Annotated in this window: 12 protein-coding genes and 2 pseudogenes; 4 read left to right on the forward strand and 10 right to left on the reverse strand. The window is 66.9% G+C overall.

Annotated elements, in window-relative coordinates; translation table 11 throughout:
• Positions 1–970 precede the first annotated feature (970 nt).
• The 3 genes from IPM84_19480 to IPM84_19490 are packed head-to-tail and all read right to left on the reverse strand — an operon-like array spanning position 971 to position 4,999.
• The gene (locus IPM84_19480; protein ID MBK9094904.1) at positions 971–2,911 is read right to left on the reverse strand and encodes a hypothetical protein; all 1,941 of its coding nucleotides are present in this window, start codon (positions 2,909–2,911) and stop codon (positions 971–973) included.
• Positions 2,908–3,816 carry a class I SAM-dependent methyltransferase gene (locus IPM84_19485; GenBank protein ID MBK9094905.1) on the reverse strand — a complete coding sequence of 303 codons (909 nt, stop codon included), beginning with the start codon at positions 3,814–3,816 and terminating at the stop codon, positions 2,908–2,910. The genes IPM84_19480 and IPM84_19485 overlap by 4 nt, the downstream gene beginning before the upstream one ends.
• Positions 3,817–3,820: 4 nt before the next feature.
• The gene (locus tag IPM84_19490) at positions 3,821–4,999 is read right to left on the reverse strand and encodes an ArsA family ATPase (protein ID MBK9094906.1); all 1,179 of its coding nucleotides are present in this window, start codon (positions 4,997–4,999) and stop codon (positions 3,821–3,823) included.
• 355 nt (positions 5,000–5,354) lie between these two features.
• Here IPM84_19490 and IPM84_19495 point away from each other — a divergent pair, with 355 nt between their 5' ends.
• Entirely contained in the window at positions 5,355–8,981 is a 3,627-nt protein-coding gene (locus IPM84_19495; protein MBK9094907.1) for an AAA family ATPase, read from the forward strand.
• Between the two features lie 204 nt (positions 8,982–9,185).
• Entirely contained in the window at positions 9,186–10,784 is a 1,599-nt protein-coding gene (locus tag IPM84_19500; protein MBK9094908.1) for an ATP-binding protein, read from the forward strand.
• A gap of 38 nt (positions 10,785–10,822) precedes the next feature.
• Here the strand turns inward: IPM84_19500 and IPM84_19505 are convergent, their stop codons facing one another.
• From IPM84_19505 to IPM84_19515, 3 genes and pseudogenes are all read right to left on the reverse strand, one after another.
• Positions 10,823–13,765: an N-6 DNA methylase gene (locus IPM84_19505; protein MBK9094909.1), complete on the reverse strand. Its 2,943-nt coding sequence runs from the start codon at positions 13,763–13,765 to the stop codon at positions 10,823–10,825.
• 201 nt (positions 13,766–13,966) lie between these two features.
• Positions 13,967–14,053, reverse strand: a pseudogene (locus IPM84_19510) (transcriptional regulator).
• A 3-nt stretch (positions 14,054–14,056) separates the two neighbouring features.
• Positions 14,057–14,356: a type II toxin-antitoxin system RelE/ParE family toxin gene (locus IPM84_19515; protein ID MBK9094910.1), complete on the reverse strand. Its 300-nt coding sequence runs from the start codon at positions 14,354–14,356 to the stop codon at positions 14,057–14,059.
• A gap of 290 nt (positions 14,357–14,646) precedes the next feature.
• Between IPM84_19515 and IPM84_19520 the strand changes: the two genes are divergently transcribed.
• Positions 14,647–18,414 carry an AAA family ATPase gene (locus IPM84_19520; protein MBK9094911.1) on the forward strand — a complete coding sequence of 1,256 codons (3,768 nt, stop codon included), beginning with the start codon at positions 14,647–14,649 and terminating at the stop codon, positions 18,412–18,414.
• A 330-nt stretch (positions 18,415–18,744) separates the two neighbouring features.
• On the opposite strand, the pseudogene IPM84_19525 reads toward IPM84_19520, so the two are convergent.
• The 3 genes and pseudogenes from IPM84_19525 to IPM84_19535 form a co-directional block, all read right to left on the reverse strand.
• Positions 18,745–20,015, reverse strand: a pseudogene (locus IPM84_19525) (ATP-binding protein).
• A gap of 10 nt (positions 20,016–20,025) precedes the next feature.
• Complete coding sequence (locus tag IPM84_19530) at positions 20,026–20,670, reverse strand: hypothetical protein (protein ID MBK9094912.1); 645 nt, start codon at positions 20,668–20,670, stop codon at positions 20,026–20,028.
• Between the two features lie 4 nt (positions 20,671–20,674).
• The gene (locus IPM84_19535; GenBank protein MBK9094913.1) at positions 20,675–20,827 is read right to left on the reverse strand and encodes a hypothetical protein; all 153 of its coding nucleotides are present in this window, start codon (positions 20,825–20,827) and stop codon (positions 20,675–20,677) included.
• A 1,328-nt stretch (positions 20,828–22,155) separates the two neighbouring features.
• On the opposite strand from IPM84_19535, the gene IPM84_19540 reads away from it, so the two are divergent.
• Positions 22,156–24,651: a hypothetical protein gene (locus IPM84_19540; GenBank protein MBK9094914.1), complete on the forward strand. Its 2,496-nt coding sequence runs from the start codon at positions 22,156–22,158 to the stop codon at positions 24,649–24,651.
• A 43-nt stretch (positions 24,652–24,694) separates the two neighbouring features.
• Here IPM84_19540 and IPM84_19545 read toward each other — a convergent pair whose 3' ends face one another.
• Complete coding sequence (locus IPM84_19545) at positions 24,695–25,294, reverse strand: DUF234 domain-containing protein (GenBank protein ID MBK9094915.1); 600 nt, start codon at positions 25,292–25,294, stop codon at positions 24,695–24,697.
• Positions 25,295–25,330: the final 36 nt, after the last annotated feature.

Raw genomic sequence — 25,330 nt, forward strand, 5'->3', positions numbered from 1 at the left:
GGTTGGCGATCTTGCTGCCAACCCTCAGGGTAGTACACATGTTGGCTTCGAGGACTAGGCGCCTGAATGTCACTTCGCCTGCGGGTACGTGGAATCCCCTTGCGTAGGCTGGCTGCACCATCCAGCGTCGGGCAACTCGAAACCGGCCTCGACCACAAAAGCCCCTTACCCGGCGGGCCTGCGCAAGGTTGGTGCAGCGACAACGTCGTCCGGCCAGAAGCCCTCGCGGGGTCGTCACTTCCCCTCCGTGACGCGGAGAGGAGTGCACCTCTGAGGAGTGCCATCTTGCCACTTCCCCCTCCGAGGGGACGAGGAAGGCCGATGGGAGGCTGGCTTCCCTCTCCAGCGGAGGAGAAGGCGCCACCAACCCCAGGGGCCTGGGTGAGGTGGCGCCACCCCTTCTACCTCCGTACGGCGGGAGAAGGGCCTGGGAGGCCCGCTCTTCCCCCCTTCTCCTCTCCGTACGGCGGAGAGGAGAAGGGCCGGGGGATGAGGAGAGGCCCGCTCTTCCCCCCTTCTCCTCTCCGTACGGCGGAGAGGAGAAGGGGCCGGGGGATGAGGAGAGGCCCGCTCTTCCCCCCTTCTCCTCTCCGTACGGCGGAGAGGAGAAGGGGCCGGGGGATGAGGAGAGGCCCGCTCTTCCCCCCTTCTCCTCTCCGTATGACGGAGAGGAGAAGGGGCCGGGGGTTGAGGAGAGGCCCGCTCTTCCCCCTTCTCCTCTCCGTATGGCGGAGAGGAGAAGGGGCCGGGGATGAGGAGAGGCCCGCTCTTCCCCCCTTCTCCTCTCCGTACGGCGGAGAGGAGAAGGGGCCGGGGGATGAGGAGAGGCCCGCTCTTCCCCCCTTCTCCTCTCCGTATGGCGGAGAGGAGAAGGGGTCAGGGGATGAGGAGAGGCCCCAGCCGCGCCTCCGCGGCCCCATCGCTCAAGGGGACGATCTGGCCCGCGTCGTCCACCAGCGCGACCGCCAACTCATACGCGCCCGCGGGGGCGTCGGGCGGCAGGGTCAGCGGGTGCCAGGTGCTGAGGCGTTCGCCCGGCGCCCATTCGGCCGGGCGGTAGGCGAACGGCGCTTCCACGCCGGCCCAGGGACGGTCGCCGACCAGGAGCGCCACGCGCACGTTGTAGTTGGAAATGCCAGGAACCGGCGCCGCGCTTTCGATCTGCCAGGTCAGCGTGATTTGCACGGCCGCGCCCGGCCCCGGTTGCGCGCTGAGGCTGAAGCCGGTCAGGGTCAGGCCGTTGCGGTAGGCCAGGGCCAGGTCTGACAGTCGCCTGATCGGGGATGCTGCGCAGCACGGTGGTGGCCGGTTGACCGCCGGGCGCCAGGACATCGTAGATCACCTGGCGCTGCGGCAGCCAGGCGTCCAGCACGGCCGGCGGCGCCTGCGCCTGCCCGCTGAAGACATAGGTCGCGCTGACGCCAGCGGGCGGCAGAACCAGCGCCGACCGCGCGTCGAACCAGTGCAGGCCGGGGTTGCGATGGCTGAAGAAGTCGGTCAGTGGCGTCTGCTCCAGCAGGAACATGATGACCGGATGACGGTAGAGATCGGCGCTGAGATAAACCGGCGCGGGCTGCGGATGCGCGGCCAGCCAGAGCGCGGTGTCGGTCTCATGCCCGTCGAAAGCCTCGAACGCGGCGTCCGAGGGCCCCCAGACGAAGAAATAGTCGCGCACGGCCAGCCCGCCATGCACGGTCAGCGCCAGCAGGGCGGCCAGGATGATCAGGAGACTTCGGGTTTTTCGCCTGTTCAGGAACCCGAACTCCAGCACGGCCTCCAACCCCAGCGCGGCCCAGATGAAGATGCCGGGCATGACGCCGAGGGCGCGGGGCAGGGTGGGGAAGCGGTCCACGGCCAGGAAGGTGGGCAGCAGGAGCAGCGGCGGCCACAACGCCAGGAAGAGGTAGACCGGCTGGCGCCAGCGGCGCAGGCAGAGCAGCAGGCCGAGCAGGGCCAGGAGCGCGGTCAGCGGGTCGAAGACGGCGCGGCCCGGCAGATTGTAGAACGCGGCCGGGTCGCCCTGGCCGGGGATGAAGAACTGGGCGATGTTGGCGACGGCCGCCTGCGCCATGCGCGCCAGGGGGCTGACGCCGCCCACCCCGGCGTTGAACGCGGAAACCGTGGCCGCGCGCGAGGCGAAGCTGCCGGGATGGGTGAGGAAATAATAGCCCAGCGGCGCGACCACCAACGCAGCCGCCAGCGCGGCCCAGAGCAGCGGTCCGAAAAATGTGCGCAGCAGCGGCGCGGGCCGGACGGCTGCGGCGCGGCTGAGCCAGGACAGGCCGGCTTGGAGGGCCAGGAAGATGACGAGGGCGAACGGCACGAAGCGGCTGGCGGTGTAGAAATGCACGCCCGCGCCCAGGCAGAGGCCGCTGAGGACGAACCAGCGCGTGCGCCCGCGGTTGACCCCGCGCCAGAACGCGGCGAAGGCCAGGGCGGCCCACAGCGGGGTGAAGATGCCGCGGATGCCGAAGCGGCTGAAGTGGAGGTGCCAGTAGGAGGTGGCGGTGTACGCGGCCACGAGAAGCGGCAGCCAGGCGTCCAGCGGCCGATCGCCGGGGGCGCTGCGGCGGCGGGCGGCGACGATCTCATGACCGAGCCAGGCTGCGGCGGCCACGGTGAGGATGCCGGCCAGCAGGGAGGGCAGGCGCACGGCGAAGGGGGTGACGCCAAACAGGCGTAGGGAGGCGGCCACCAGCCAGATATGCGCACCCTCGCGACCAAAGTTGGCCGGAAAGAAGATGGCGCCGCGGCCGGCCAGCACATCGAGCGCATCCAACCCGTTGACCGCCTCATCGCCGAAGAGGCCGAGCGGGAAGCGGTTGATCTGCCAGAAGCGCAGGAACACGGCCAGCGCGAGGACGATCAACAGAAGCCAGGTCGCCGGGTGTTTGGCGAGCGGACGCTTCATGCCGACGACGCGCAGACTTCATCCACGGCCACGCGCCAGCCAGGCAGGACGGCCGCCACGGTTCCCACCACGTAGCGATGGTGCGCCCAAATCGCTTTGATCTGCCAGGGCAGCGGGGCATGGTCGAGCCAGGCGTACCTGATGACGCGCTCGTAAAGATCGGGCTGTTGCCCCAGGTAGTAGGCCATGGTGGACCAGGTCCAGTTGTCGCCGGTGAACTGGCTCTCCAGCTTGCGGGAGCGGATGCCCAGGCGCTTGAGCACCTCGTTGGCCGGCATGACGGTGTCCGGCCAGGGCGGCACGTCGAGCACGCCCCTGCTCCACCAGGCGCGCACGCCGCGGCTGCGCAAGGTGTCCTTGATCAGGCCGATGTTGACCCAGCGCTCGTCCACGGTGCTGAAGAAGTCGCGGTCAATCAACAGCTTGCGCATCCAGTAGCCCACCTGCAGGTTGTTGGGCATGGCCACAAAGACGACGCGGCGGCTGACGCGCGCCAGTTCGGCCAGCAGGCTGGCCGCATCGGGCAGATACCAGAGTGCGGCCCAGCACCAGGCCAGGTCGAAGCTGCGGTCGGCGAAGGGCAGCGCGGCCCAACCGCCGTCGCCCCCGCCGCGAATCAGCACCGGCGTCATGGGCAGGTTCAACTCGCCCCAAATGCGCTTGACCCCGGCCAGGCGCTCGGCGTTGTCATCCACCAGCGTCACCTGGCAGCCGGCCTGCGCCAGCCCCACGCTGTTGATGCCGCTGACGCCGGCCATGCCGTAGAGCGGCGCCTCCAGCACAGTCTGGATGCCGTAGCGCTCACGCAGGTCGGCCAGGAAATCGTTGAGCACGAAGCGCTCGTAGACCAGGCCCAGTCCTTCATTATAATCGGTCAGGTACTTCTGCCACACCGGTGGTTGCATGGCGCTACTTTACCTTCCCGTTGAACGAAACGACCAGGCGGTCTTCTTCATACTTGGCGCCGCTGACGGCCAGGTTGGCGAGGGCGCGCGGCAGGCTCAGGTTGCGCTTCCAGTTACCGATATGGATGATCAGCTCATCGGCCAGGCTGCGCGTCAGCTTGATCTGGCTGCGCTCCACGAACGGCAGCGGCAAAGTCAGCTTGTAGACGCCGCCCTCCAGCGTGACCGCCTGCGGATTGCCCACGTAGAAGATGCGGGTCGGATCCACGTTGTCGCCAAAGACGGAGGCCGCCATGCGCCGCAGCATCTCCAGACCCACCACTTCCTGGTCGAACAGGGGCACGTCGAAGATGGGCAGCGGCTCGAACGATTCTTGCACCAGGTTATGGTAGCGGGCCTGGGCCTCTTTCCAGGCCGTGAAGTAGGCATCGGTGACGGCGTTCGGCAGCATGCGGTTGCAGACGACGGCATCGGTCGCATAGCCGTAGAGGTTGAGATAGGTGTAGGCGCGCTGCGCCTCTTTGACCACCATCTTTTCCGGGTTGAGCACCAGGCGCACCGACGTCAGTTGGGGATTGGTCAGCAGCTTGTTGATCTTTTCCAGTTGGACAATCAGGTCTTCGGCTGAGTCGAAGAACTCCTCGCTGGGCAGCGGCATGTCAGTCATGCGCTTGATGACCGGCGCGACCGCTTTGATCATGCGCCGTTCCCAGGGGAAGATCTTGTCCAGATACCAGCGCGCCAGTTCGGGGAAGGCCAGGAGCTGCAGGGTGGCGCCGGTGGGCGCGCAGTCCACGATGATGACATCGTACTGCCCGCTGTCGGCCAGCCAGTTGATCTGCATCAGGCTGGCGAGCTCTTCCATGCCGGGCAGGACCGAGGTCTCCTCAGCCACCAGTTCGTCCATGCCGCGCCAGGCGAAGATGGCGGAGATGTAATCCTGCACCTTCCCCCAGTGGCGGTCCATCTGGTGCAGCAGGTCAATCTCCTGACCCCAGAGGTTGGGGGCAATCGCCACCGGGTCGTTGCCCAGCGGAAGATCGAACGAATCGCCCAGGCTATGCGCCGGGTCGGTGCTCAGCACAATCGTGCGCAGGCCACGATCGGCGCAATGAAGGGCGGTGGCTGCGCTGATACTGGTTTTGCCCACGCCGCCCTTGCCGGTGTAAAGAATTATGCGCACATTGTCATCCTTTTCTTATCTGATCTCGATACTTCGATTCTACCCGAAACGCGGGGAATGGTCAAAGCCCCTGGCGACTGTTGCGCCCCGGCGTTTAGGAATTCAACGCAAGGGCGCCAGGACGCGGAGACGCAAGGAAACAGAAGCCCTTTGCGCCCTGGCGTCTCTGCGTCTTGGCGTTTAGAAATTCAACCCCAGGGCGTGGAGACGTGATACGAACAACCAATTCGTGAAATTCGTGGCAGAAAATCCCCCGTTTTCTCTGCACGGGATTCTGATTGACTTTCTAACGCCAAAACAGTATACTCGTCGCAGTCGAGCTGACGACGCTGAATGAGAAACCGCAGGAGCACCCTTGTCACCACATCAGCCGGATCGCCCCACACCACCTATCACGAACGGGTCCCCGCCGGTTGCGCTTGCCCAGGTTCGGCTCTTCGGCGACCTGACGATCATCGCGCCGGCCCTGGGCGCAGCGCCGCTCGATCTCGGCTCTCCCACCACGCGCTCTCTCTTTGCCTACCTCCTGCTGCACCGTGACCGGCCGGCCGACCGCCGCCAGCTTGCGCTCCTCTTCTGGCCCGATGCGCCGGAGACGGCCGCGCGGCGCAATCTGCGGCAATATCTGCACCGCCTGCGCCGCGCGCTGGAACCGCTGGCCGCAGCCGAGGAATTGGTATTGGTTGAAGGCAGCACGGTGCAACTCAACCCGCGGGCTGCCTTCGACGTGGACATGCAGCGCTTCGAGGATTTTTTGGACACAGCCGCGCCATCGTCCGCCGCGGAGACTGCTGTGTACGCCCTGCAGTCGGCCGTCGCGCTCTATCGCGGTGATTTGCTGGCCGATCTTTTGGATGACTGGTGCCAGGCCCCGCGGCTGCACGCCCGTCACCGCGCCATGCAGGCTTTGGAGCAGCTGGCAGACCTCCATCACGGCCGTCGCGATCTCCCCAGCGCCATCGCCGCCGCGGAACAACTTCTGCGCCTTGAACCCTGGCACGAGGCCGCGCACACCCGCCTGATGGCGTTCTATTACCTGTCTGGCGCACGCACGCAGGCGCTGCAGCAGTATCAGCGCTGCCGCCAGGCCCTGGCCGATGAACTGGACGCGGCGCCGCTGCCCGCCACCACCGCCATGGCCGCGGAGATGCGCGCCGGCGCCTGGCAGGAGACGCACGCGCCGTCGCTTGCGCCGCCGCCGCCGTTCAACGCTCTGCCCCCAGGAATTCCAAATGGTCCCGGAATCGAGGCTTCAGCCGGTCTGCCACAGGGTTCTCAAGTGCCCAATAACCGGCTAAAGCCTCCATTCCAAATGTCTTCAGCGACCACATTGGGAATTCCTGCTCTGCCCCCCGCTGCAGGGCGGAGGCGCTCTCCTGTGGACGCCGCGCGCCTGCCGCTGCAACCACCGGCGGGCGCGCCCTTTGTCGGTCGCACGGCTGACCTGGGCGAGTTGACCGCGCGTTTGGCCCATGCGCAGGCCGGCCGCGGCAGCATGGTGCTGGTCGAAGGGGAGTCCGGCATCGGCAAGACGCGGCTGCTGCAGGAGGCCTGGTGGCAGAGCGGTCAGGCGCTGACGCTGCTCAGCGGCCACAGCCGCGAGTTTGAAGGCATGGTGCCCTTCCATCCGCTGGTGGATGCGCTGCGCAGCGGTCTGGCGATGGTCAATTGGGCCTGGTTCACGCCGCCGCCGGGCTGGCTGGCGCCGGTGGCCGCGCTGCTGCCGGAAGTGGCGGCCCGTTTTCCCGGTCTGTCCACACCAACAGCCGAGGGCGGGATGGGAGCGGATCATGGGGACCTGCACCATCTGCTGGAGGGGTTAGGGCGTTTTCTGCTCTGCCTGGCCGAACGCCGGCCGCTCATGCTCCTGCTGGAAGATGTGCAGTGGGCCGATCAGCCCACCTGGCACTTCCTGGCTTACCTGGCGCGGCGCTGCGTGGGCGCATCGCTGCTGGTGGCGTTGACCTGCCAGCCGGAGCTGCTGAACAGCGACCAGGCGCCCATCGTGCGCGGCCTGCAGCGCCAGGGCTGGCTGCTGCGCTTGCCCCTGGCGCGCCTGAGTCACAGCGAAACCGTGCAGTTGGTTGACGCGCTCGCCCCGGGGCTGCACCTGAGCGCGGTGCAGTTGCAGCGCCTGTATGAAGAAACCGAGGGCAACCCGCTGTTCGTGGTGGAAACGGTCCAGGCGCTGCACGAGACCGGGGCCGGCTGGCTGCTGACTCACGAACCGGGCGGGCGCCGGTCGCCCTTTGCCCTGCCCCTGCGTGTGCAAAACGTCATCGAGGCCCGCCTGGACCGCCTGAGCGATAGCAGTCGCCAGTTGCTCGGCGTCGCGGCCGCGATGGGCCAGGCATTCAGCTTCAGCGTGCTGCAAGAGGTCAGCGAGCAGCCGGCCGCGGAGGTCATCAGCAGCCTGGAAGCCTGGCTGCGCCGCGGCATCGTGCGCGAACGCACGGAGCCGGACGGTTTGGCCGCAGCCACGCCCCGCTACGATTTCAGCCATGCGCAGATTCGCACCGTGGCCTACAACGAGATGAACCGCGCGCGGCGCCGCTGGGTTCATCGCCGCGTGGCCGAAGTGCTGGCCGCGGCGCCTCTCGATCGTGACCTGGCCGACGCCGCGACCCTGGCCTACCATTTCAGCCAGGGCGATGCGCCGCTCAAGGCGCTGCCCTACCTGATTGCCGCGGGTGAGCAGGCGCTGCGTGTGCGTTCGTATGCCAGCGCCCGTGAGTTGGGCCTGCAGGCGGTGGGCCTGCTGCAACACGCGGCGCCGGCTGAACAGGGCGCCACCCGTATTGATCTCAATCTGCAGCTCGCGACCGCGTACAGCTTCACGCATGAGCTGGCGCACGCGCAGACGATCCTGGCGGAGACGGAGCGCCTGGCCGCGGCCCTGGACGATCAGCCGCGCCTGGGCAAGGTCTATCAGCGCACCGCGCAGGTTTTTTGGCTGCAAGGACAGCCCGCCCTGGCGGCCGAATATGCGCGGCGTGGTCAACGCACGGCCGATGCCACCGGCGACCCGGAGTTGCGGACCGCATCGCTGCGCATGTTGGCGCGCGCGGCCATTGCCACTGGCGCCTTCGATGATGCCATCGTCTATCTCAAGCACTACCTGGAGTTGGCGCAGCCGCCGGCCGCTCATCCGGAGATGGCGATCGTTTTCGGTTATCTGGGCGTGGCCTGGGCGCGCGTGGGTAGTTGGAACCGGGCCGAGCAGGAATGCCAGCACGGCGTGACCCTGGCCGAGGTCAGCGGCCACAGCACCACCCTCATCGTGGCCCGCATGCAGCTCGCGTTCGTGCTGGCCGCGCGGCGCGACTACGCCGGCTGCCTGGCCACCCTGCGCCCAATCCTGTCTGCCTGCGAGGAGACCGGTCTCTCGCCCCACTGCTTCATGGTGGCAAACCTGTGGGGACGGGCCACCTGTGCGCTCGACGGGCTGGAGGCCGGTCAGCCCTATCTGGCGCGGGCGCTGGCCTGGGCCACAGAGACCGGCTACCGCGTGCTTTACTACTTTTCGCACCTCTTCCTGGCCGAAGCTCACCTGGCTGCAGGGCAGGCCGCCGCGGCCAGCGCCTGGGCGCAGCAGGCGCTCGACCTGGCGCGCGCGGCCGGCGATCGCTGGGCGGCCGGGGTGGCGCTGCGCCTGCTGGGCGATGCCCTGGCCCGCCAACCCGCGCCCGATTGGCCGGCCGTGGAACAGGCGCTCATCGCCAGCCTGGACCTGCTGCGCCAGATTCGCGCCCGGCCTGACCTGGCCCGCACCTACCTCAGCCTGCGGCGCCTCTACGACCGCACCGGGCAGATGGCCTGGGCCGTGGACTGCCACTTCCGCGCGACCAGCATCTTCGACGAACTGGGCATGAGCGATGAACTGCGCGACACGCAGGGCGTCGCCGTGCAGATCGGCCGCCCGGCCGCCGTCATTCCCGACGTGCCCCTGCAAGGTCCGCACGCCGGTCTGGGCGCCGCGTAATGCTGCAGGCCGATTGGACAGGATGAACAGGATGTACAGGATTCTTGCTCTGTGGGGTTATTTTTGTCACAACGCGGGCAATTCGGGAACCGCTGTTGATCCATGCTATAATACGAGCCATGTCGAGGACGGCATGGTGCGGGTCGGGCATCGTGACCGGACCTCGTATCAAGCCCTTTCAGAACAGGGATCGGAGGTCTTGCCATGCGTTTCTTCAACACCGCCGGGCCGGTCAACTGCGCGGATCATTATTGCCTGCCGCCGCTCGGCCGGGTGAACTTGCATGAGATTTTGACCCTGATCGCCCAGAAAAAATACTTCGTGCTGCACGCGCCGCGGCAAGTGGGCAAGACGAGCCTGCTGCTGGCCTTGCGCGATCACCTCAACGCGACTGGCCGCTATCGCTGTCTCTATATCAACGTGGAGAGCGCCCAGGCCGCGCGCGAAGATGTGCGTGCAGCCATGCGCGTGATTCTCGCCGAACTCATGTTGTGGGAATCCATTACGCTGCAGGACCATTTCTTCCTGGACAACGCCAACGACATCCTCGCCCGTTACGGCGAGTTCTCCGTACTGGACGTTGCCTTGACCCTATGGGCTGGGCGCGAACCAGCGCGACCGGCCGTTCTGCTGATAGATGAAATTGACGCCCTGGTAGGTGACACCCTCATCTCGGTTCTGCGCCAATTACGCAGCGGCTACGCCAAGCGGCCGGCAGCATTTCCCCAAAGTGTCATCCTCTGCGGCGTGCGGGACGTGCGCGACTATCGCATCCACTCCGAACAGGAGAAAACCATCATCACGGGCGGCAGCGCCTTCAACATCAAGGCGGCTTCGCTCCGGCTGGGGGACTTCAGCCAGGCCGAAATGCAGACGCTCTACCAACAGCACACCACCGAGACAGGCCAGCCGTTCACGCCCGAGGCCCTGGCCCTGGCCTGGGACCTGACGCAGGGGCAGCCCTGGCTGGTCAACGCGCTGGGCTACGAAACCTGCTTTCAGGTGCCGGACACCCGTGACCGCGACCAGCCCATCACCGCGGAACTGATCCTCGAAGCCAAAGAGGCGATCATCTTACGCAGGGAAACGCACCTGGACCAGTTGACCGACAAACTCAAGGAACCACGCGTGCGCCGCGTGATCGAACCGATCCTGGTTGGTGAGGTGTTCGGAAAACAGTTTCGCGCTGACGACGTGCAGTACGTGGTTGACTTGGGCCTGGTTCGGCAGGACCGGACGGGGGCGCTGCAATTAGCCAACCGCATCTACCAGGAAGTGATTCCCCGCGAGCTGACCTGGGATGCCCAGACCGGCATGACCCTCGTTGCAGCCTGGTATATCCTGCCGGATGGTCGTTTGGAGGTTGACAAGCTGATCGCTGCGTTTCAATCTTTTTTCCGCGAGCACTCCGAGCATTGGGTGGAGCGCTTCGACTACAAGGAAGCGGGGCCGCAGCTCCTGCTGCAAGCCTTCCTGCAGCGCATTGTCAATGGCGGCGGCCGCATCGAGCGGGAGTACGGGTTGGGGCATGGCCGCACCGATCTGCTGATCCTATGGCCTTACGGGGAAGCCGAACCAAGACCGGTGCAGAAGGTAGTCGTCGAAACCAAGCTGCGTCACAAGTCGTTGGAAACAACCATCGCTGAAGGATCACAGCAGACGTGGGAATACATGGATCGCTGCGCCGCGGAAGCCGGACACCTGGTCATTTTCGATCGCGACTCTAGCCGGACGTGGGACGAGAAGATCTTCCGGCGCATCGAACGGTACCAGGACCGACCGATCACCGTGTGGGGGATGTAGAATCGTATTCGCGGCCTTCGCGCTTCGCGACCTTCGCGTCACTTCGCGCCTTCGTGTTCCAACCCCTTCGCGCCTTCCTGTTCCACCACCGCGATTTCCGCGTCCGTCAACCCGTACAGCTCATACACCAGCGCATCAATCTGGCGGTCGGTCGCCTCGATCCGCCGCTGCAACGCCGCCTTCTCGTGCGGGATGCCTTCGGCAGCCAGCCGCTTGTGCAGATCGAGCATCTGCGTGACCAGGCTGATCATCCGGTCGTGCCGTGCCGCGTCCGCGGGGTCGGTGAAGTTGATGGTGCGGATGGGGAGTTGCTTCAGCTTGGAGAGTTTGACTTGTGCGAAGACGCGCCCTGTCTCTTGAACGGTTCTTTCGTAAAGCCATTCAAAATAGCGAGAATTGAGAACGCCCAGGAAATACTCAATACGATAATCGGATTTGTCCGATGGCACAATTGCTATGATGCTTCGGCCAAACCATACTCCTTGGTAATCAATTGTCGCAATTATGCGATCCGCTGTCTGTCGTAGAAGGATTTTGGGTGTCGCGTTGTACACCTTCTGGCCCAAATGGACAACTTCGTTATCGCGAACAAACCGTTGATAATATGGGCGACAAAATCTGCTGGTGGCTTCAGCGATCCAGTACCGGTTGATGTCCGTTCCCTTCCAGAACATCTTGTCATCATCCTTCTGTCGCTCCCCCTCGTACAATAACCGGTTGGCAAGATCGCTTTTCCCCTTCTCTCGCATACCAACGCTCACACGCTGGTAGTTGATACCGGCGTCCTTACACGCTAGATACTGAAAATCACCTAACGCTATGGCTGGGACTCTTGTATCTTGGGGAACTGCTCGAAACTCCAAATCAGCATTCTCTTGAAAACTCCGCTGCTCATAAGCGCCTCCTTGAAATTTTTTGCGTGTCAACACTTCAACTCTGTCAAACTTCGCTAGTCTAGCGACATCAATGATGAGAGTCTGATGGTCGGTGGCTGCGTGATTCTTCTCCACCACATAGATGCATGATGGAGCAACGACTCCCTCAAAGACATCCTCCCCCAGGTCTACCAGAGCCACAATCTTGTGCTGCAACATCAGAGAGCGAACATCCTTCAAGCGTCTCTGCCTCAGAAGTGTATTTGGAATGATCATCGATATCAATCCTCCAGTGCGTGCCAACTGAAGGCCGCGATCGACGAACAATTTATAACTATCCGTGTGTTCTTTTGTAGTTGCAGGATACCGAGTGTGGAAGTAGTCCAGTTCTCGGTCAATGTCACCACCCCAAGGTGGATTCCCGATCACCGCATCGAACCCGCCAGCGGTCATCACCTCCGGGAACTCCTTCTTCCAGTCGAACGCGTTCACCCGCCGCGCGGTCTCATCGTCCGGCAGATCCAGCTTGCCATCGTAAAACTCCGGGCCGATCAGCGAGTTGCCGCACTTGATGTTGCGGCCCAGGTCGGGCAGCACGCGCTCCACGCCCAGCGATAGCTGGCCGGCCACCCCTTCGCCCTCCAGCACTTTCAGCAGCAGCGAGAGCTTGGTCACCTCCACGGCCTGCGGGTCAATATCAACACCGTAGAGGTGGTCCATCAGGATGCGTTTGCGCTCCTCGATGGTCAGCCGGGTTGCGCCGCCGCTCACTCGCTCCAGCGCAGGGCGCTTGCCCTTCAGCCAGCGCTCAGGCTCTTCGAGGTAATAGGCGAGGTGCCAGTCCAACAGGTATTGGTACGCGCCCAGCAGGAACGATCCCGATCCACAGGCAATATCCGCGACGCGTGGGAGCGACCCTGGCGACCGCCCATGGGCAGGGGTCTTCCCCTCCAGCAGGGGGCCAACCGTCTGACGCACAATGTAGTCCACGATGTAGGTGGGCGTGTAGTAGACGCCGCCCGCCTTGCGCACCTCCGGTTTCTCCTCGATCTTGACCTGCCGGCCGGGGGTGAGGCGGATCACCTTGCCCAGGAAGCGCTCGTAGACGTGGCCCAGGATGTCGGCTGGCAGCACCGAAAACTCGTAGGGACTTTGCGGGTAGTAGAGGTGCTCGATGATGTCTTTGAGCACCCTGTCATCAATCTCCAGACCCGGGGTGAGGGTGTCGGGCGCTTCGGCACGACCCCGCTCCTCGCTGAAATGGAACAGCCCGGAGTTGTAGCGCAGGTCCGCGCGACGGAAGAGCTCCCCCAAGCGCGCGTAGGTGTGGCCGCCGTTGAGCAGCGCGCGCAGCTGCTCGTACGTCTCCAGGTTGCGCGCCTCGCAGATGCGCAGGAAGACGATGCGGTCTATGGTCTGCTGCACGGCCCAGTTGACGTCGTGGCCGCGCAGATGAGGGTTGCGCAGCACCAGGTTGCGCGCCAGCAGCTCGCGCCAGCGCTCGATCTCGGCCAGGAACTCGTCGTCCACTTCGGCGGTGCCGCGCTTGCCGGCCTTCGCCACGGCGAACCTGTCGAGCGCGCCCTGCCACACCGCAGCCTTGCTGAAGATGCCCGCGATCTCATCCCAGCGCGCGACGTAGTCCGTGAAATTCAGCAGCAGAATGCGGCCCGTCGCGGCTTTGTCGCTTTTGTCGGGTCGCATGCGACAGTCGTAGACCGAAAACTCCTCGAAATCGGTCAGGATGGAGAGCGGCAGCTTGGCGCTCCACGCGTAGCGGCGTAGTTGATAGGCTGGCTCGATGTCGTGCTTGATGTTTACCGAGGGTTTCTTGGCTTCGACGAAGAACTTGCGTTCCTTGCCGATGCGGAAAGAGTAGTCGGGCGCCTTGGTGGCGTCACCTACGAGCACCTTGTCCTCATGCACCACCTCCTTGTACTGCTCCGCGAAGCCCTGGGTGTTGTTGACATCCCAGCCCAGTGCGGCGAAGAAGGGGTCAATGAACTGGTGGCGGACCGCGGCCTCGCTGAAGGAAGGTGCGCAGTACTGGTCGTAGTTGCGCTGGAAGAGCTCGACGAGCTGGACAATCTCGGCAGGAGCGGGCATGGGCGCCTCACGGTGATATGGTGGTTAGCGGCAGCGTGCTGCCTCAGATTGTGGCACAGGCGGGCGGGCCGGCCAAAAGCGGCCTGACACCCAAGGTTTGAGCCCGTGTCATAGCCGGTTTGGCCCAGGCGCAAGCTCTTGTGGCCGGCCCTAAACCAGTATCTTTCGCAATTTCTGCCCCCACCCGCCCAACACGTCGTGGTCCTCCAGCGCAGCGGTAAGGTATTCAGCCATGGTTTCCTCATCGTCGAGATAATCGGCTGCATCGAACAAGGCAAATCTGGTCATGGTTTACTCCTCATGCAAAGCCCGCGCCATCTCAAGTGCTCGTTTGATATCCCGCTTTTGGGAAGACTTGTCACCGGCCAGAAGAAGTAGATAGATCACCTCTCCGCGACGAGTGTAATAGACTCGATAGCCCGGTCCGGCATGGATACGCATTTCCGAAACGCCTGCACCAACCGGTTCGCAGTCGCCGAAGTTTCCGTGCTCGGCAGATCGAATACGACGAAGAATACGGGCGCGCCCCACCTTGTCTTTCAAGGCAGCCAACCAGGCATCGAATTCCGCAGAGCGCAGGAAGATGTTCATGGCCCACAGTATAACTGCGCCATTGTTTTTGCGCAACTGGATGTGATGGTGTCGAGCCAGCCGGCCTCCAACGGCCTCTGTGCAAAGTGGGAAGGACAGCCGATCTCGATGGTCTGGCCGCGCAACTTTGTACTCTGCACTTTGCACTCCGCCAGACCAGGCTGCATTTCGATCATGCGCGCACGACCGATGGCGGTTTCGGGAACCGCTGTTGATCTATGCTATAATACGAGTGGTCCTTTCGACCGTGGGATTACACCCGCTGCGGCAACATCAAGGAAGCTCTGCACATGAACCCCGCTGGGGCACTGCACATCCACCTCCTGGGATACTTCTCCCTGACCTGCGACGCACAGCCGCTGACCGCGTTCGATCAGCCGCGGCTGCAGGCGCTGACCGCTTTCCTCGTCTTGCGATCCGGCGTTCCCCAAGAACGCCAGCAGATGGCCTGCCACTTCTGGCCCGACACCACCGATGCCCAGGCCCGCTCGAACCTGCGCACCCTGCTCCATCGCCTGCGCGGGGCTTTACCCGATGCCGATCGCTTTCTCCGCTTCGACCAACACCATGTCGAATGGCGCGGCGACGGGCCGTTTCACCTGGACGCGGCCGATTTCGAGGCCGCGCTGGGGGCCGCCCACGACAGCAAGGCGCTGCAGGCCGCCGTGGACCTCTACAGCGGCGATCTGCTGCCCACCTGCTACGATGAGTGGATCATGCGGCCGCGCGAACGGCTGCGCCAGATGTTCCTGCAGAGCCTGCAGCGCCTGGCTGCTGCATACGAAGCCGGGCGCCAGTTCGACCCGGCGCTGCGCTGCGCCGAGCGCCTGCTGACCGCCGACCCGGTGATGGAGGCCAACCACCGCCGCCTGATGCACCTGCACCTCGCGAACAACGACCGCGCCGCAGCCCTGCACGCCTATCACCGCTGCGCCGCGCTGCTGCGCCGGGAATTGAACGTTGATCCCCATCCCCGCACCCAGGCGCTCTACCAGCGCGTGCTCGAGCAGGCCGCAGGCGACCCTGACCAGGACACTGCGCCCCTGCCTTCCCTGTCCCCGCTCAGCACACCGCGCCTGGTGGGGCGCCAGGCCGAATGGGCGCAGTTGCTGGAACGCTGGCAGGCGGCCGCGGCCGGCAGCCCCGGCCTGGTCCTGCTCAGCGGCGAGGCTGGCGTGGGAACCACGCGGCTGGCCGAAGAGCTGGTCGCCTGGCTGTGGCGGCGAGGCCGTGATGTGGCCGTGGCCCGCTGCGACCCGTCCGTTCAACCGCTGCCCTTCGCACCCGTCGCTGCCTGGCTGCGCAGCCCGTGCCTGCAAGCCCGCCTGTCTGCCCTGGATGACGGCCGCCTGGCCGAGATTGCCCGCCTGCTGCCGGAGGTGCTGACGTCGCGGCCCGGCCTGACCGCACCCGGCCCGCTGCTCGAGGCCTGGCAGCGCCGGCGCTTCTTCGAAGCCCTGGCCGCGCCGCTGCTCAACCCGCCGCGGCCGCTGCTCCTCCTGGCCGATGACCTGCACCTGGGCGATGAACAGACCCTGGCCTGGCTGCATTACCTGCTCAGCCAGGCCGGACGCGCGCCGCTGCTCGTGCTGGGCACGGTGCGCCGCGAGGAGATTCAGGCCGACCATCCCCTGCACGACCTGCGCCGCCGCTTGCAGGCGTCTGGCCGTTGGCTCGAGCTGACCCTGGCGCCGCTCAACGTGCATGAATGCGGCGAGCTGGCCGCCCAACTGGCCGGCCGACCGCTGACGCCGTGCGAGATTCGCCACCTCCATCACGACAGCGAGGGCAACCCCCTGTTCCTGGTCGAGACCGTGCGCGCCGGTTCGATGACCGCGCCCGGCGCGCAGCCCAACCCCGATCCTGACCCCGCCGGGCCGCTCTGCCCGCTCTGCCCGCTGCACATCCGCCAGCCGCTCAAGGTACAGGCGGTGCTCGAACAGCGCCTGGCGCAGCTCTCCGCGGCCGGCCGCAGCCTGGCCCAGGTTGCCGCGGTGCTGGGCCGCCAGTGTACCCTGGACGCTTTGCGTCGCGTCAGCGGCCTGGACGAAGCCGGCCTGCTGACGACGCTGGACGAGTTGTGGCGCCGGGGCATCGTGCGCCAGCAGGGCGCGGACGGTTACGATTTCAGCCATGACAAGCTGCGCGCCGCGGCCTACACGCAGTTGAGCGCGCCCCAACGCCGGCTGCTGCATCGCCGCGCCGGCCAGGCGCTGCAAGAGGCAGCGCCTGCGCCGGTCAACCGCGCGGCGCAGGCGGCGCATCATTTCGAGGAGGCCGGCGAGGCCGCGGCCGCCGTGACCTGGTGGCTGCAGGCTGGCGATGAAGCGCGCAGCGTCGCGGCCGTGCTCGAAGCGGATGCCTGCTATCGTCGCGCCGCGGCTCTCCTGCACGCGCAGGGCAACGCGGCCGGCGCGGGTCAGGCCATGCTCCGGCTCGGCCAGACCCATCACGCCGCCTTCGATTTCAGCGCGGCCAGCGCGGCCTACGCGACCGGCTTTGGCCTGCTGGCGCAGCAGCCGGCCTGGTCGGCGGTCGCCGCGCCGCACGCCGCCCTGCACCTGGCGCGGCTGATCCCGCAAACGCTCGATCCCGCGGCCGACGATGGCCGCGACGCCTGGCTGATTGACCAGCTCTTCTGCGGCCTGGTGGCCGAAGGCCCGGACATGACCATCGTGCCCGATATCGCGGCCGACTGGCAGGTCGAGGCAGCCGGCCGCGTCTACACGTTCCGCCTGCGGCGTGATGTCGCCTGGTCCGACGGCGCGCCGGTCACCGCGGCCGATTTTGCGTTTGCCTGGCGCCGCGCCCTCGATCCGGCTACGGCCGCGCCTTTTGCGCGCCTGTTGGGCGACATCGCCGGCGCGGCGGCCCTGCTGGCCGGGGAGACCATCCAATCGGATCAGCTCGGCGTGCAGGTCCTGGACCCCTTCACGCTGCGCGTCACCCTGGCCGAGCCGGTCAACAGCTTTCTCTACGTGCTGGCGCACCGCGTCGCCTTTGCCGTGCCGCGTCACGCGCTGGCGCAGCATGGCCGCGCCTGGAGCGCGCCCGCGCACCTGGTGAGCAACGGCCCGTTTCGCCTGGCCGCCTGGCAGCAAGGCAAAGCCCTGACTCTGGAACGCAACGCTGATTATCATGCGCCCGCGACGGGTCGGTTGGCGGGCAACGTGGGGCGGGTGGAGGTGACGCTGCTGACCGATTGGGAGGAGCAGGCGCCGTTGTACGAGGCCGGTCAGTTGGACGTGCTGGCTCTGCATCGCCTGCCGCGGACGAAAGCGGTACACTTGCACCGGCGCCATACGGGGGAGTTCAGCTCCGTGCCCGACCTGCGCGTGGACTACCTGGCCTTCGACACACGGCGGCCGCCCTTCGACGATGCGCGCGTGCGCCGGGCGTTCGTCCTGGCGACCGACCGCGCGCATCTGGCCGCGGCGCGCCTGTTCGGCTATGATTCACCGGCGACGGGGGGCTTCATCCCGCCCAACCTGCCGGGGCATGCCGCGGACACGGCTCTGCCCTACGCGCCAGGGCAGGCGCAGCAGCTCCTGGCCGCGGCCGGCTATCCGGGCGGGCAGGGTCTGCCGCTGATCGAACTGTGGGGCGGTGAAAGTTCAAGCGTTTGGGCTTCGGTGAGCGAATACCTGGCGCAGCAGTGGCAGGAGGTCCTGGGCGTGCGCAGCCAGGTACGGAGCGTGGAAGCCGGGCAGGTGATCCGCTTCGCGGGCGTGGGAGGTCCGCATATCCTTTTCGTGGGCTGGCGCGCCGATTTTCCAGACCCGGACAACTTCCTGCGCCTGGCGCCCATCGGCTTGCAGACCGGCTGGCGCCATGCCGCGTACGATGACCTCGTTGCCAGGGCCAGGACCGAGCGCGACGCGGTCGAGCGCCTGCGCCTTTACCGGCAGGCCGAAACCATCCTCGCGACCGAAGCGCCCGTCCTGCCGCTCACCTACCATCGCTGGAGCGCGCTGGTCAAGCCGGCCGTCACCCGTTTCCCCATCTCGCCCATGCGGCGCTGGTTCCTGAAGGATGTCGTCGTTGCCCAGGGTGGGTGAATTGGGGCCGGGGTGGGCAGTCACCGATCATGGTTGGGTGCGAACTCATGATTGGGTGCGAACTCATGATTGGGTGCGAACTCATGATTGGGTGCGAACTGTCATTGGAATAGCTGCGTCCCGTAGGGACGTATTGACTTTAGCCGACGACGCACCGCCACATCCGTCGTCCCGTAGGGACGATTGAATGAGGCCACGACCTAAGGTCACGTGTCCCTACGGGACTGGGTCTGCCTGGGGGCTAGGTCCGTTCCCTGGGCGCCGGGCGTTCGCCGTCGCATGCCGCGGGGACCGTCCCTTGGGACGGGCGGATCGTGCGATCCGTGCAGGTCACGTGTCCCTACGGGACACTGCGCGATCTGGCCGGATGGCGCGGCTAAGGTCACGTGTCCCTACGGGACACTGCGCGATCACGCCTCGCGGACCCGGGCGTTCGCCGTCGCGATGCAAGAAAGCCATCATCACCAGGCGCGGCGGATCAAGTTCGCCCCCGTCAGCCAGGTTGGCCGGAGAAATGGAAGAGAATCGGCGGCGCCGCCAGCAAGCACTCGCGGGATAATCTCCTGATAAATTGGATTGGCAATGACTAGACCCCGCTCAGGGTCGCGTGTAACCAGTCCCAAGTCAATGACAAAACGGCGGTCATCGCTGGACACATCGCCTAACGACTGACCGGCCAGCATCGGCTCGATGATCTGGCGCATCCGCGGCTCGCGCAGCCGCTCGGCCAGGCTGTCCAGGTGGGTCTCCTGGCGCTGGATCAGGATTTCTTTGGCCTGCTCGATGTGATCGGCAGTGATGGGGTGGGTCGGTTCAGGCGCCAGCTCCTCGACCGCGACCTTGGCCAGGGCGTTGACCAGCCAGGGCTGGCCCTGGGTCAAGGTAAAGGCCAGTGCAGTCGCCTCTGCGGTGAAAATCTGGCCGGTGTCGCTCGTGTGCTGCGCGTAGAGCGCCGCCACTTCCTCCGCCGTAAAATTGCCCACCGTCAGCGAGCGGGTCTTGATGTTGAACGGGCTGGCGGTGTTGAGCCGTTCGCTGCCGCCGGCGGCCACCTTGTAATCGCGCACATCCCGCATGCCGATCAAGGCCACGGACCAGGGGAAGCCGGCCGGGCGGTCCGCAAAGCCTGAGCGCAGTTGGCGCAGCACCGAGATCAGCGCGACATCCTGCAGCGCATCAATCTCATCCATGAAGAGCACCAGCGGTCGCGGGGCAACCTGCGCCCACTGCTGCAAAGCGGCGCGAATGCGCTGCCCCTCCGTTTCCATTGGCCAGGACGGCGGCTGCAGATCGGCCGGCAGGCGCACGCTGGCCGCATTGCGCCACTCAGCCAGGATTGCCAGCTCGGCCGCGCCCGGATCGGTGTTGAACGCCGCGCCGACCTCGACCGAGAGCAGCACCGCGACATAGCGGCCCGAAGCGGTCAGTTCACGCGCCAGCATCGTCATGGCCGTCGTCTTGCCGGTTTGCCGCGGGGCGTGGATGACGAAATAGGCCTGCTGCTCGATCAACGGCCGCGCGCCGGCCACGCGCGCCGCGGCGGGCAGCATGTAGTGGATATCGGGCTTGCACGGCCCGGCGGTGTTGAACCAATGCGGCATCACGAACCTCCTACGCTGCGCCCGGATCGTCCATCTCGAGTTTGCCCAGGGCGATGAGGCTTTCGAGGTCTTCCAGGCCATCCGGGGCAAACTGGTGAAACAGGTCGCGCACCTGCGCCAGGGTGGCTGCGTCTGCCAGTCCGAGCATGTGGGTCAAATCGCCCAGGTCAATCGTCCGGCTGGCGTTGAACTTCATCAGCGCCAGGTAGGGGAGTGGCAACACCGGCAGCCCTTGCGCGTCGCGGTTGCTCTGCGCAGCCTGCAGCGCCAGCGGCCACCAGGGTTCGGCTCCTGCGATGACAGCGACGGGGATTCCCTGCGGACTTTGCCAGCGCGTGCCGCCGATGCTCAGCGAGCCAAGCAGTGTGAAGCCGGCCGCGCGCAATTTGCGCGTCACCGCCTGGGTATCGCGGCTTTCGATGACAAGATCGAGATCGCGCGTGGATCGCTCCGGCATGTAGAGCCGCGTGGCGGCGGCGCCGGCCACAGCCCACAAGATGGGGGCCAGCACAGGCGTCAGATCAGGCCATTGGGTCATGGTCGTTCTTTCCTCCAGGAAACTACGCGCGCTGCCGCTGCCAGGGCGCTGGCGCCGCCTGGCCATGTCAATGATCGTGCGTCGCGTCGGAATAGCGGATTCGATGGTTGTGGTCATGGGCTTATGACGCCGGGGGCAGTTCGTCGCCGGCGATTGGCGTCGCACTGCCGGCTTTCTCCAGAATCGCCAGAAAATCGGCGACTGGCGCCGCACTGGCAGCGTCCACGTCTGGCGACGCTTCGACTTCGACAACGATATCGGGTGCAGAAGCCATCTCATTACTCCTTCCCTGCGCAACGATCACAATCTGGCGCTGGATCGAATTTTAGCACAAGCTGGCCCGCCAAGCGAATTGCCCGCGCAATTCCAGGAATTCCATAATGTAGGCGTTGATCGGACCTGGATTGGAGGCTTCAGCCGGTTTCTTGGCCAGCAAAGCCGCAAACTGCACCGGCTAAAGCCTCGATTCCGGTCAAGGCCCGGGGGGGCGCCTTCCCCGCCGGGGGCGGGGGGCCCGGGGGGGGGCCCCGCCGGGGGGCCGCCCCCCGGGGGGGGGCCCCCGGGGGGGCCCCCGCCCGCCCGCTCGCCCGGGGGGGGGGGGCCCCCCCGCGGTTTCGCGGGGGCGGGGGGGGGGCCCGCCGGGGGGGCCGCCGGGGCCCCCCGGGGGGGGGGGGGCCCCGGGCGGGGGGGCGCCGGGGGGGCGCGCCGCGCCCGGGGGGGGGCGGGGCGGCCGGCCGGGCGGGGGCGGGGGGGGGGGGGGGGGGCGGCCCCCCGGGGGGGGGGGGGGGGGGGCCCCGGCCGGCTTGGGGGGGGGGGGGGGGCCCGCCCGGGGGGGGGGGGGGCGGGGGGTCCCCGGCCCGGGGGGGGGGGGGGGCCGGGGGCGGGGGGCGCCGGGGGGGGGGGGGGGGGGGCGGGGCGCCCCCGCCGGGCCCCGGGGGGCGCCGGGCCGGGGGCCGCCGCCGCCCGCCGGGGGCCGCGGGCCCGGGCCCCCCGGGCGGGGGGGGCGGGGCGGGGGCCCCGCCCCCGCGGCCCCCCCCCCCCGGGGGGGGGGGGCCCGCGGGGGCCGCGCCCCCTTTCGCGGGGGGGGGCCCCGCCCCCCGCTTTCGGGCCGGGGGGGGGGGGGGCGGGCCCGGGGCCCCGCCGGGCCCCCCCGCCCCGCCCGCCGCGGGGGGGGCCGGGGGGGGCGGCGGCGGGGGCCCCCCCCCCCCCCGCTTTCCGCGGGGGGGGGGGGGGCCGGGGGGCCCCCCTTGCCGCGGGGGGGGGCCGCGGGGGGGGCGCCCCCGCCGCCGGGGCCCCCGGGGCGCCCGGGCGGGGCCCCCGGGCCCCCCCCCCGCCCCCCCCCCCCCCCCCCCCCCCCCCCCCGCGCCGGGCCCCCCGGGCCCCCCATTTGGAATTCCTGCGCAATTCCAGGTACAGGGCCCATCCAACCACAAAAAACACACCTGTGAAATCTTTCCTGAAACGCTTTTGAAGCGGTCGCTGTGCTATACTGTAAGCGGGAATAGATTTCACTCCTCCGCCTACGGGGGCAGGCGCAATTCGTGCCCGCTTGCAGTACATAGTGGGCTGGAAGTCGAGATGCAGAAACGAGGAAGATGAGCGATGAAGAGCTACTGGCGAGGTGTGACCTGGGCGAGTCGCCTGATGGTCGTGGTGGCGCTGCTGCTGGCTGGCCGGCTGGCGGGGGCGGTCAACGCGGGGCGGCCCGCGGAGAGCGGTTCAACGACGGCCGGCGCGGCGGCCATGCACCCCTGGCTCGGCCCAACCGCCGGCGCCTGGGATGCCGGGTTTCAGTTCCCCGGCGTGGACGGGGATGTGTCGGCCCTGGTGCAGGACGCGAATGGTAATATCTACCTCGGCGGTCATTTCACGCACGTGGGCAGTCAGCCCATCAGCAATGTGGCGAAATGGAACAGCGCCACCGCGACCTGGTCGGCCGTCGGCAGCATCGGCGGTGTGCGCGACCTGGCGCTGGCTGCGAACGGCCATCTCTACGCGGTGGGGGACATGCTGGGCTTCGCGGCCATGTGGAACGGCAGCGTCTGGACGATCCTGGGCGCGGGGCTGTGGGGCACGGCCTACGCGGTCGCCATTGACCCGGCCAGCGGCGATGTCTACGTCGGCGGCTGTTTCCTGACCGATGGCACGGGCGCCGTCACCCTCAACAACCTCGCCCGCTGGGACGGCTCGACCCTGTCGGCCGTGGGCAACGGCGCCAACGGCTGCGTCTATGCCCTGGCCATTGACCCGGTGACCAGTGTGCTCTACGTGGGCGGCGATTTCACCACGCCGGGGGATCGTGTCGCCAAGTGGAGCGGTTTCAGTTGGGGACCGCTGGGCGCGGGCTTCAACGGCTCGGTGCGCAGCCTGCTGTGGCAGGGCAACACGCTCTACGCCGGCGGCGCCTTCACCACCAACGGTTGGAACACCGTCACGCTCAACTATGTGGCCCGCTGGAACGGCACAGCCTGGGGCGCGCTGGGCGTCGGCTTCAACTCCTGGGTCTACAGCCTGACCGCGGACGCGGGCGGCAACGTGTACGCGGGCGGCATCTTCACCCAGGACAGCACCAACAACGTCACCTTCAACCGTATTGCCAAGTGGAATGGCGCCGCGTGGTCAGCCCTGGGCAGCGGCGCGAGCGAAGCCATTCGTGACCTGCTCGTGCAGAACGGCGATCTCTACGCGGGCGGTTTCTCTGGCCGCGGCATTTTCCAGCGCTGGCGTAGCGGCAGTTGGACCGACCTGACGCCGAGCCAGGGCAACGGCGTAGAGGCGGCGGTTCAAGCCATGCTGCTGGACGGGAGCGGCAACCTGTTCGTCGGCGGCCGCTTTTTCAACGCCGGCTTGCAGACCGTGCGCCACATCGCCAAATGGAACGGCTCAGCCTGGTCGCCCCTGGGTAGCGGGCTGAGCGACGCGGTTTACGCGCTGGCGCGTGACGCCGCGGGCAACCTCTACGCCGGCTTTGGGTCTGCCTCGCAGGGTTATGTCGCCAAATGGAACGGCTCAGCGTGGTCGTACCTGGGCAACGGCCTGAACGGGCAGATCAACGCGCTGGCTGTGGATGGCAGCAACAACGTCTACGTGGCCGGCGCGTTTGGCAGCCCTGGCGGCGGCGGTCCCCTGGAGATTGCCCGTTGGAACGGCTCTGCCTGGGTGTCGGTGGGCGGCGGTCTCTACGGCCAGAGCGGCGTCAGGGCGCTGGCCGTGGATAGCAGCGGTAATCTCTACGCCGGCGGCGATTTCCTGGTTGATGGCACCTTCAGCACGCCCCTGTCCAACATCGCGCGCTGGAACGGTACTGCCTGGTCATCCGTGGGCGCAGGACTCAACGCGCCGGTCAACGCCCTGCAGCTCGGCAGCAACGGCGTGCTCTACGCCGGCGGCCAGTTCACCGCTGAGGCTGGCGGGGGGACGGGTCTCGATCATGTGGCGGCCTGGAACGGCTCGACCTGGGCGCCCCTGGGCAGCGGCACGAACGATGCTGTGACGGCCCTGGCCCTGGACGGCGCCGGACGCCTGGTGGCCGGCGGCCGCTTCACCACGGCCGGCGGGGTCAGCGCCAACCGCATTGCGCGTTGGGATGGCTCGTCCTGGGCGGCCCTGGGCAGCGGCCTGGATAACAGTGTCCTCACCCTGGCCGCAGATGGGAACACCGCCGTCTTTGCGGGCGGCTCGTTCACCGCGGCCGGGGATGTGGCGGCCTCGCACATCGCCCGCTGGATCAACGTGGCGCCGACCGCGACGGCCACTGCGACGCCGACGCGCACGCGCACGCCGACCGTCACCGCCACGCGCACGCCAACCCCCAGCGCCACGCCCACGTCCACGCCAACCGGCACGGCGACGCCCTCGCCAACCCCCAGCGCCACCCCCAGCCCTACAGTCACGCCCACGCCGAGCGCCACGCCCAGCGCCACGCCGACCCCCATGCCGAGCGCCACCGCGACGCCCTCGCTGACCCCCATCGCCACGGCCACGCTCACGCCGAGCGCGACCCCCAGCGCCACGGCCACGCTCACGCTCACGCTCACCCCGACGTCAACCCCGACCGCAACGCCATGGTCCGTATTCGTGCCCATCATCCGGCGTTGAACGGCGGTGTGTTTCCTTGCTCGACAGCGTCACCAGCTCCCTGTCAGCTCACCCACGCGGTCAGGTCTTGATCAACCTGAGATAAATCCAGGAGGCGCATTCCGAGCGCGCGCCAGTTCTTGCCGCCTGGTGGGGAGTCGGCTATTTCCTGGGCGAAGGCGTGGCTGGCGGCGGTCCAGCCGTCACGCGCAAAGCCCAGGTAATAGACCTGCCACTGTCCCTGACTGGGTGTAACCTCCGCCGTTTTGTCAACGACCGCAGTCAAGACGCTGCGCCCAACGGGTTCAAGACCCCATTTGCACTCGCCAAGCACCAATAACTTCTCCATCGAATTGATGCCCACCACATCCACCTGTGCTCCACGCGTCCAGGCGCTGCCGACCTGATCTACCACAAAAGGCAATGTGTCATTCGCACTGGCGCGTAAGAGCCATTCCCGGCAGATCTCTTCCCAGGTGTTGGCGCCGATGAAGTCGCGTAGATGACGCTTGATCTCCGCCAATGACTGCTCCTGGACCCCCAGGGCCAACTGGGTTTGACGGTTGGCGAGAAAACGATAGTAGAAGCGCAAATAGGGGTCGGTGATGTGATAGCGCCCCAGGCGTGAGCGCTCGACCTGCGTCACTGGCGCACGACGTTCCACAAAGCCGGCTTCTTGCAGAATACTCAGATATTGGGA

Source organism: Candidatus Amarolinea dominans, from assembly GCA_016719785.1.
Taxonomy (GTDB): domain Bacteria; phylum Chloroflexota; class Anaerolineae; order SSC4; family Amarolineaceae; genus Amarolinea; species Amarolinea dominans.

What these genes read in the sequence shown, in the direction of transcription:
- IPM84_19480 (MBK9094904.1), bottom strand. Translation starts at nt 2,911, where the DNA reads ATGAAGCGTCCGCTCGCCAAACACCCGGCGACCTGGCTTCTGTTGATC.
- IPM84_19485 (MBK9094905.1), bottom strand. Translation starts at nt 3,816, where the DNA reads ATGCAACCACCGGTGTGGCAGAAGTACCTGACCGATTATAATGAAGGA.
- IPM84_19500 (MBK9094908.1), top strand. Translation starts at nt 9,186, where the DNA reads ATGCGTTTCTTCAACACCGCCGGGCCGGTCAACTGCGCGGATCATTAT.
- IPM84_19505 (MBK9094909.1), bottom strand. Translation starts at nt 13,765, where the DNA reads ATGCCCGCTCCTGCCGAGATTGTCCAGCTCGTCGAGCTCTTCCAGCGC.
- IPM84_19515 (MBK9094910.1), bottom strand. Translation starts at nt 14,356, where the DNA reads ATGAACATCTTCCTGCGCTCTGCGGAATTCGATGCCTGGTTGGCTGCC.
- IPM84_19520 (MBK9094911.1), top strand. Translation starts at nt 14,647, where the DNA reads ATGAACCCCGCTGGGGCACTGCACATCCACCTCCTGGGATACTTCTCC.
- IPM84_19530 (MBK9094912.1), bottom strand. Translation starts at nt 20,670, where the DNA reads ATGACCACAACCATCGAATCCGCTATTCCGACGCGACGCACGATCATT.
- IPM84_19535 (MBK9094913.1), bottom strand. Translation starts at nt 20,827, where the DNA reads ATGGCTTCTGCACCCGATATCGTTGTCGAAGTCGAAGCGTCGCCAGAC.
- IPM84_19540 (MBK9094914.1), top strand. Translation starts at nt 22,156, where the DNA reads ATGAAGAGCTACTGGCGAGGTGTGACCTGGGCGAGTCGCCTGATGGTC.